This window comes from Streptomyces sp. NPDC048507 (assembly GCF_043199995.1).
Lineage (GTDB): Bacteria > Actinomycetota > Actinomycetes > Streptomycetales > Streptomycetaceae > Streptomyces.
On sequence record NZ_JBICWZ010000012.1, the window covers coordinates 21,041 to 29,205 of the forward strand.

The window sequence follows — 8,165 nt, forward strand, 5'->3', positions numbered from 1 at the left end:
GCGGTTCCCCTCTCCTGATCAGTTTCCGCCGCGGGCGATCGAGTTCCCGGCGTACAGCCCCGCGGCCTGCTCGTCGGTGTAGCCGTCGAGGCCGAGGCGGCCCGACTGGGCGTAGAAGGCGACCGGGTTGCGCCACAGCACGCGGTCCACGTCGTTCTCGTCGAAGCCGGCGGCGAGCATGGCCTCGCCGGTGGCGCGGGTGAGCAGCGGGTCGCTGTGGCCCCAGTCGGCGGCCGAGTTGACGAGGATCCGCTCGGTGCCGTGCTCCTTGAGGATGGCCACCATGCGGTCCGGGGTCATCTTGGTGTCCGGGTAGATGGAGAAGCCCATCCAGCAGCCGGAGTCGCGGACCTCGCGGACCGTGACCTCGTTGAGGTGGTCGAGGACGACGAAGCCGGGGTCGATGCCGGACTCGCGGATGACGGCCAGGGAGCGCTCGGTGCCGCCCGCCTTGTCGCGGTGCGGGGTGTGGACGAGGGCGGGCAGGGAGAACTCGACGGCGAGGGCGAGCTGGACGGCGAAGGCGTGGTCCTCGGCCTCGGTGACGGTGTCGTAGCCGATCTCGCCGACGGCCACGACACCGTCCTTGGCGAGGTAGCGGGGCAGCAGGTCCAGGACGGGGGTGCAGCGCGGGTCGTTCGCCTCCTTCGGGTTCAGGCCGATGGTGCAGTGGTGGCTGATGCCGAACTGCGCGGCGCGGTAGGGCTCCCAGCCCAGCAGCGCGTCGAAGTAGTCGGTGAAGCTGGACGGGGAGGTCCGGGGCTGCCCAAGCCAGAACGCGGGCTCGACCAGCGCGCGGACGCCGGCGGCGTGCATCGCTCGGTAGTCGTCCGTGGTGCGGGACGTCATGTGGATGTGCGGGTCGAAGATGCGCATGGTCGGGCTCCGGTAGGGGTGGGTGGTGGCGTCAGTGGTCGAGGGTGGCGACGGCCCACAGATCGGCCGGCACGGTGCGGTCGGCGGCGCGCCGCTCGGCGGCGAAGCCGTGGGCCATCCGGGCCAGTTCGGCGTCGCGGCGGTCGTGCAGCCGGGCGACCTTGGCCAGCGGGATGCCGGTGAACAGGCACTTCAGGACGGCCTGGCGCCAGCGGTACTGGTCGAGGTGGACCCCGGCGTAGGGGCCGAGGGCGGCGGCGATGAGGCGGTTGTCGTTGGTCCGCACGGCGTCGTCGGTCAGGTGCACGGCGCGGCCGCCGACCGGCAGGAACGGCAGGGCGCGCAGGACGCCGCGGCGTTCGGCGGCGTCCCCGTGGGCGTAGCGCTCCCCCGCCTCCCGGGCGAGGGCCGCGCCGGTGGTGCCGTAGCGGGTCAGGGCGAGCAGGAGCACGGTACGGACGGCGTCCTCGACGGCCCAGTCGGCCCAGCCGGGCAGCGGGCCGCGGCCGTAGTCGCGTCCGGCGGCGGGGAAGCGGCGGTCCAGGGCGGCGGGGCCGGAGGCGGCCACGGCGGCGGTGTCGGCGGTGAGCCGGACCCGGTGTTCCTGGTCGAGCACGGAGCGCAGGGACTCCTCCAGGGTGCGCAGGGTCAGCGCGTCGTGCACGGCGAGGTCGGCGGAGGTGGCGGGCGCCACCGGGGCGGTCGGGGTGATCGGGGCGGTCGGGGTGAGAGTGGTGCGAGGGGCGAGGGTGGGAGCGGTCATGCCGGTACGGCCTCCTTCTTCGGCTCTTGCTGCGGGCGGGCGGTGCGGGACGCGCCGGTCGCCGCCGCCGCGCGCAGGAACGCGATGCTCCGGCGGGCGGTCTCGGCCCCGGCGTGGCTGTGGCGCGGGAGTTCGACGGAGACGAGCCCTCGGTAGCCGGCGTCGGTGAGGGCGTCCAGGACCGGCGGGAAGTCGATCTCCCCCTCGCCGAAGGGCAGGTGTTCGTGGGTGCCCCGGCGCATGTCCTCGATCTGGACGTGGGCCAGCCGGTCGGCGGCCAGCGCGACGCAGTCGGCGACGGGGTAGGGCTCCAGGCAGCGGCAGTGGCCGAGGTCCAGGGTGAGCCGGAAGCGGTCCGGGCGGCCCAGGTCGGCCAGCAGCCTGCGGTACCCGGCGAGGTCGGCGACGAGCATGCCGGGTTCGGGTTCGAAGGCGAGGTCGATCCCGGCGGCGTCGGCGTGCGCGACGGTCTCGGCGCAGCCGTCGACCAGCCGTTGCCAGGCCTGTTCGCGGGTGGTGTCCGCGTCGGGGGTGCCGCTCCAGAAGTGGACCGCTCCGGCGCCCAGTTCGGCGCCGATGCCGACGGCTCGGCGCAGCAGGTCCAGGCGCAGTTCGCGGCCCCGCGGTTCGGCGGAGAGCAGGGTCGGGCGGTGCTTGCGGCGGGGGTCGAGGAGGTAGCGGGCGCCGGTTTCGACGACGACGGCCAGGCCGGTGGCGTCCAGGGCCCGGCGGACCTCCTCGACGCGGGCGGCGAGGCCGGGGGCGTACGGGTCCAGGTGCTGGTGGTCCAGGGTCAGCGCGACGCCCTCGTAGCCGAGGTCGGCGAGCAGCCGCAGCGCGTCGCCCAGCCGGTGGTCGGCGAGCCCGTTGGTGCCGTACGAGAACCGCGGCCCGGTCGGGGCGCTCATGTGGACGACACCTTCCGGGAGAGGCGGCGGACCAGCGGCAGGGCCGTGGCCAGCGCCGCGGCGGCGCGGGGGGCGCCGGCCCGGGCGGCCAGGGCGGCCTGGAGGGGCAGCAGGGCGTGGATGCCGGCGCCGACGGCCCGGCGCACCCGGGGGGCGTCGGGGGTGCGCAGCACCCGGGCCAGGGCGGGGCCGTAGCTCGCCGCGTAGAGGCCGAGGGCGGCGCTCTGGGCGGCGCCGGTACGGGGCCCGGTGGTGGCCGCCGCGGCGACGCCGGCGGCGAGGGCGAGGGCCGCCTCGCGGGGCGGGGCGCCGTCGACCTCGTGACGGCTGAGCCGGGTCAGGCCCAGGGTGTGGGTGGCGACGGCGGCGGCCGGCAGCAGGGCGGGGCGGACCGCGGCGGGCCCGGCGCCGTGCAGGACGTCCAGGGCGCGGGCCGTGGCCATCACGGCGGGGCCCAGGGGGGTGGACTTGGCCCCGAGGTCGTAGGCCCAGACGGCGGCGGCCAGGGGCAGGGTGCGGCGCAGGGCGGTGCGCCGGCCGCCGGCCAGGGCGGCGATGCCGAGGCCCGCGACGGTCAGTCCGGCGGCGGTGGCCAGGGCCGCCTCCGGCCGGATCCGGCCGGAGGCGAGCGGGCGTTCGGGCCGTTCCACGGCGTCGAGGTCCCGGTCGGCCCAGTCGTTGAGGGCCATGCCCGCCCAGTAGAGGCAGACGGAGGAGGCGGCGAGGCCGAGGGTGCGGCCGCCGGCGCCGCGTCCGGTGGCCAGCGCGCCGGCCAGGACGTCGCCGGGCACGGTGATCGCGGCGGGTGCGCGGACGAGTTCGGCGTAGGCGCGCAGGGTGCGGCGGGCCCGGAAGGACCGGCCGGGGAAGGGCGGCAGGCGCAGCGGCTCGCCGACGGGTGCGGCGCTCCCGGCGGGCCGGGCGGATCCGGCCGGGTCCGGGCGGGCGGCGGACCGGGGAGGGGTGGCGGTGGCCGGTGCGGGGATCACGGGCGGGCCGCCGTGAGGGGGTTGCCGTGGGCGGCCGGGGCCGTCCGCGCGGCCCACGCGGTGAGGGCCTCGTACTGGAGGGTGAGGTTGTGCTCGGTGGAGCCGGCCGGGTCCTTGAAGAAGAACCCGAGGGCCGCCAGCGCTCCGGACTCGCCGCGCCGCACGGCCAGCGCGGCCAGCCGTACGAGGTCCAGGACCAGCGGGGCGGCGAGCGCGGAGTCGCAGCCCTGCCAGGTGAACTGCATGGTCATGCGGACCCCGAGGAAGCCCTCGAAGGAGATGTGGTCCCAGGCGGTCTTCCACTCCCCCATCTCGGGGACGTTGTCGATGTGCGTCGTGCCCTGGACGGCGTGGCCGGCGATCTCCTCGAGGCTGCGCTGCTTGGACTCGGTCTTGGAGCGGGCCGCCGCCGGGTCGGCGAGGGTCGCCCCGTCGCCGCCGCCGAGCAGGTTGGTGCCGGACCAGGACCGCAGGCGCAGGGCGCGCTGGGTGAACATCGGGGCGAGGGCGCTCTTGACGAGGGTCTCGCCGGTCTTCCCGTCGCGTCCGGCGTGCGGGACGGCGCGCAGCCGGGCGAGTTCTTCCAGGGCGGGCAGGGCCGCGCCCGCCGAGGGGGTGAAGTTGACGTAGGCGCAGCCGGCGGTGAAGGCGGCGTAGGCGTAGAGGGAGCTCACGGGCAGGGTGATGGACCCGGCGGCGAGGGCGGCTTCCAGGGCGGCCAGGGTGAGGAAGGCGGGGTCGGGCTCGGGCATCGGCTCCGTGGAGGAGACGTTGACCACGACGACCTGTTCCAGGCCGTGCCGGTCGCGGAAGGCGGCCATGTCCTCGGCGAGCCGGGCGGCGGTGCGGGACTGGGACTCGCCGGGGCGGGCGGATCCGTCGCGGATCTCCAGCTCGGCGGCGGCGAGCGGGGTGTCCAGCGCCTTCAGTACGGCGTGGGGCAGCACGCCCGCCTCGGCGAGTTGGCCGGCCCTCGCCGACAGGGGCGTGTCGACGACGTCGTGGCCGCCGAACACGAGTTCGGCGAGGGCCGGCAGAGGTGCGTCACGGAGCGGGGGCGTTTCGGTGACGCACCCGACGGGGGAGGCGGCACCCGCGACGATGGCGGCGGCGCCGGCGATGGCCGCCGTGGCGACCGAGCCTCGCGCGCCGACCATCCAGACGCCGATTCGGGGTGAAGATCCGGTCGTGTCACGCATGGTGTGCCAATCCTCCTGAGTCGTGTGGAACGGGTGGCCGAACGGGCTTACTTGCCGAGGTCGACCGGGTAGGGCCAGACGTCGAAGGCCTGGTTGACGCGGTCCGTGGAGCGGCACAGCCACTTGGCGGTGACGCGGTCGACGGTGCGGTGCGGCAGGTGCTTGTTGTTGTTGGCGTCGGTGACCGGCTTGGCGAGGGACTGGAGCTCCCAGGCCGCGCCGACGAGGCGGTTGATGTGCGCCCAGTAGGACCGGTCGATGCCCAGCAGCTGGAAGGACTGCAGGAAGGGGTGCCAGCGGTGGTAGGCGTGGGTGGCGTCCGGGGGCGTGAAGTTCATCATGTGGACCTTGTTGCCGGCCGGGCGGCGCGGGTCGAACAGGGTGCCCTGGCCGAACTCCTGGAAGGCGAAGACCAGGCCCTTGGGGTCGCGGCCGTAGAACTTGTCGTAGACGGCCTTCTGGTTGCGGGAGAGGACCTCGAAGTGCTTGCGGTTGGGCTGGATCAGCTCCATCCAGCTGCGCGGGTAGCGGCCGCCCTTGCGGGTGGCGACCCAGGCGTCGTAGGACTGGGTGAACCCGCCGAAGGGGGCGGTGATCGCGCCGACCGCGGCCTTCATCTCGTCGTTCGGCGTGTAGTACGACATCTCGTCGTACGCGTACCAGAACTCGTTCGCCCAGCGGTCGCCGACCAGGCCGTCGACCTTGGGCAGCTGCGGGCGGCGGCCGCCGTGGGCGGCGGCCGGGCCGGCTCCGATGACGGTGACCGCGGCCGCGGCGCCCGCGGCGCCCAGGGCGGTCCGCAGGACGCTCCGGCGGTCCATGGAGTTGAACGGCATGGTCTTGCTCCTTCTGGCTCTGGCTCAGGCTCTGTCTCGGGGCGGAAGGATCATCCGGTGGTGCGGTGCCTCCACTCTCCCGGGCCCCGCCATACCTGCCCTATATCGCTGTTCTCGCAGGTCACAGGCGGGGCCGGGAGGGTGTTACGAGGGGGTGTGCGCGGCCTCGGCGAGCGGGTTGCGGCGCAGGGCGGGCGAGAGCAGCGCGGCGAGCGCGGTGAGGCCCATGGCGGCGCTGAGACCGAGCACGGTACGGGTGGGGCCGAAGGCCTCCAGGGCGAATCCGGCGGCCACCGGACCGGCCGCCATGGCGCCGCCGCCGACCAGCATGGCGAGGGAGTTGGCCCTGCCCCGCATCCGGTCGGGGGCTACGCGGACCATGAACACCCCGCCCGCGACGTTGAACACGCCGCCGACGTAGCCGCTGGCGGCGAAGAGCGCGCCGAGGGCGTAGGGGTCGCGCAGGAACGCGACGGGCACCATGAGGGCGGTCCAGACGGCCAGTCCGCCGAGGACCAGGGTCCGCAGGGAGAAGCGGGTGGCCCACCAGCCGCCGCTGATGGCGCCGACGAGGCCGCCGGCCCCGCTGAGCGAGAGGACCACGCCGATCTGGAACTGCGAGCCGTGGTTCTCCTGGATGCCGGTCATGACGGCGAGGTTGAGGCCCTGGAAGAGCACGTTGGAGACGGCCACGGCGGCCATGACGGCGCGCAGGAAGTGCTGGCGCCACATCCAGACGAGCCCCTCCTTGACGTCCTGGACCAGGTCGGGTCGGGGGCCGGTGCGTTCGGCCTGGAGCTTGCCGCGGACCCCGAAGAGCAGGGCGACCGAGGCGAGCTGCCCGATGAGGGCGGCCACGTACGGGAGGGACGTGCCCAGGGCGACGAGGCCGCTGCCGAGCGGCTGCCCGGCGATGGCGGCGCCGCGGGTCCTGGCCTCGTTGCCGGTGAGGGCGGCGGGCAGCTGCTCGGTGGGGACCACGGCGGGGACGGCGGCCCGTTCGGCGAGCTGGTGCAGGACGCCGAGGGTGCCCTCCACGAAGGCGGCGGCGAGCAGCGCCCACAGCCAGACGTGGCCGGTGAGCAGCAGGGCGGCGACGGCTCCGGCGACGAGGGCCTGGCCGAGGCCGGCGCCGAGCATGATCCGGCGCCGGTCCCAGCGGTCCACGAGGGCGCCGCCGGGGAGCTGGACGAGGAGCTGCGGCAGGAGCAGGGCGGTGCCGACCAGACCTGCGTCGCCGGGCGAGCCGGTGATCCACAGGACGGTCAGCGGATAGGCGACGGCGGTGGCGCGGCCGGCCAGGAGCGAGAGCCCGGCGCCGCCCCAGAGCAGGCCGAAGTCCCGGTTGCGGCGCAGCGGCACGACCGCGGCCGCGGCCGTCCCCTCGGTGGGGACCACCGCCTGCCCAACCGCCTCGGAAGCAGCCTCGGAAGCGGCCCGGGCGCCGGGCTCCCCCGGTGTCGCGTCGGGGCGGGCGGCCTGCTGCGGGCCGTCCTGCGCGGGGGCGGAGGCGGCGAGCTCCCAGGGGAGCACCGCCGGGTCCGTCACCGTTTTCGGCGGGGGGGTCACCGTACGGCCAGCGCGAGCTGCGCGGCGTCGATGTCCGCGGTGATGCCCGCGGTGTCCGCCGCCGGGGCGGAGCGGGTGTACTCCAGTACGGCCATGGCGCTGTGCATCTTGTTGGCGGCCTGCGCGAAGGCGATGCTCGCCGGCCCGTCCAGTACCTCCGCCGTGACCTCCTCGCCCCGGTGCGCGGGCAGGTCGTGCATGAAGACGGCGTGCGGGCTGGTGTTCCACAGCGCGGAGTTGACCTGGAACGGGGCGAAGATCTCGCGCCAGTCGGGGTCCGGCTTCTGCGTGCCCGTGGTCTGCCAGCGGGTGGTGTAGACGACGTCGAAGCCGGCGGGCAGCACGTCCATGTCGTGCCGCTCGACGAACACCGCTCCGGTGCGCTCGGCCTGGGCGCGGGCCCGGGCCGTGATGGAGGGGATCAGTCCGTAGCCGGGCGGTGTGCGCAGCTCGAAGTGGACGGAGGGGAAGCGGGTCAGGGCGAGGGCCAGCGCGGCCGCGGTGTTGTTGCCCTCGCCGACGTACAGGATCCGCAGGCCCTCGACGCGGCCGAAGTGGCGCAGCAGGGTGGTGAGGTCGGTGAGGGCCTGGGTGGGGTGCTCCTCGGCGCTCATCGCGTTGACGACGGCCATCCGGTCCTGGGCGGCCCAGCCGCGCAGTTCGGCCTCGGGGCCGGCCGTGCGGGCGACGAGGACGTCGAGCATCCCGGACAGGACGCGCCCGGTGTCCTCGACGGACTCCCCGGTGTTGAGCTGGAGGTCGCCGGGCCCGTAGGCCACGATGCGGGCGCCGACGCGCAGCGCGCCGGAGGAGAAGGCGGTGCGGGTGCGGGTGGAGGTCTTGGCGAAGTAGATTCCGGCGACCAGGCCGTCCAGGGCGCGGGAGCCGGTGGCGGTGCCCGCCGAGAACTCGGCGCCGCGGGCGACGATGCGGTGCAGGTCCCGGTCGGTGAGGTCGTCGATGGAGATGAGGTGGCGCGCCGGGCGCCGTGCCTGGCGGTCGTTGGTGTGCAGCGGGTCCATCGG

At 75.2% G+C, this 8,165-nt stretch carries 8 protein-coding genes; all 8 read right to left on the minus strand.

Features of this window, described 5'->3' with window-relative positions; translation table 11 throughout:
* Nucleotides 1-18: 18 nt before the first annotated feature.
* Nucleotides 19-876 carry a TatD family hydrolase gene (locus ACGFXC_RS27820; protein WP_393717233.1) on the minus strand — a complete coding sequence of 286 codons (858 nt, stop codon included), beginning with the start codon at nucleotides 874-876 and terminating at the stop codon, nucleotides 19-21.
* A 31-nt stretch (nucleotides 877-907) separates the two neighbouring features.
* A complete protein-coding gene (locus tag ACGFXC_RS27825; protein ID WP_393717235.1) occupies nucleotides 908-1,639 on the minus strand; it encodes an EboA domain-containing protein in 732 nt (243 codons plus the stop codon).
* Complete coding sequence (locus tag ACGFXC_RS27830) at nucleotides 1,636-2,547, minus strand: sugar phosphate isomerase/epimerase family protein (RefSeq protein WP_393717237.1); 912 nt, start codon at nucleotides 2,545-2,547, stop codon at nucleotides 1,636-1,638. The genes ACGFXC_RS27825 and ACGFXC_RS27830 overlap by 4 nt, the downstream gene beginning before the upstream one ends.
* The gene (locus tag ACGFXC_RS27835) at nucleotides 2,544-3,533 is read right to left on the minus strand and encodes an SCO3242 family prenyltransferase (protein WP_393717511.1); all 990 of its coding nucleotides are present in this window, start codon (nucleotides 3,531-3,533) and stop codon (nucleotides 2,544-2,546) included. Before ACGFXC_RS27835 ends, ACGFXC_RS27830 begins: the two co-directional genes overlap by 4 nt.
* Nucleotides 3,533-4,735 carry an inositol-3-phosphate synthase gene (locus tag ACGFXC_RS27840; RefSeq protein WP_393717239.1) on the minus strand — a complete coding sequence of 401 codons (1,203 nt, stop codon included), beginning with the start codon at nucleotides 4,733-4,735 and terminating at the stop codon, nucleotides 3,533-3,535. The genes ACGFXC_RS27835 and ACGFXC_RS27840 overlap by 1 nt, the downstream gene beginning before the upstream one ends.
* Nucleotides 4,736-4,782: 47 nt before the next feature.
* Nucleotides 4,783-5,571 carry a Tat pathway signal sequence domain protein gene (locus ACGFXC_RS27845; RefSeq protein WP_393717241.1) on the minus strand — a complete coding sequence of 263 codons (789 nt, stop codon included), beginning with the start codon at nucleotides 5,569-5,571 and terminating at the stop codon, nucleotides 4,783-4,785.
* A 144-nt stretch (nucleotides 5,572-5,715) separates the two neighbouring features.
* Nucleotides 5,716-7,104: an MFS transporter gene (locus ACGFXC_RS27850; RefSeq protein WP_393717243.1), complete on the minus strand. Its 1,389-nt coding sequence runs from the start codon at nucleotides 7,102-7,104 to the stop codon at nucleotides 5,716-5,718.
* A gap of 32 nt (nucleotides 7,105-7,136) precedes the next feature.
* A complete protein-coding gene (locus ACGFXC_RS27855) occupies nucleotides 7,137-8,162 on the minus strand; it encodes an ornithine carbamoyltransferase (protein WP_393717245.1) in 1,026 nt (341 codons plus the stop codon).
* Nucleotides 8,163-8,165: the final 3 nt, after the last annotated feature.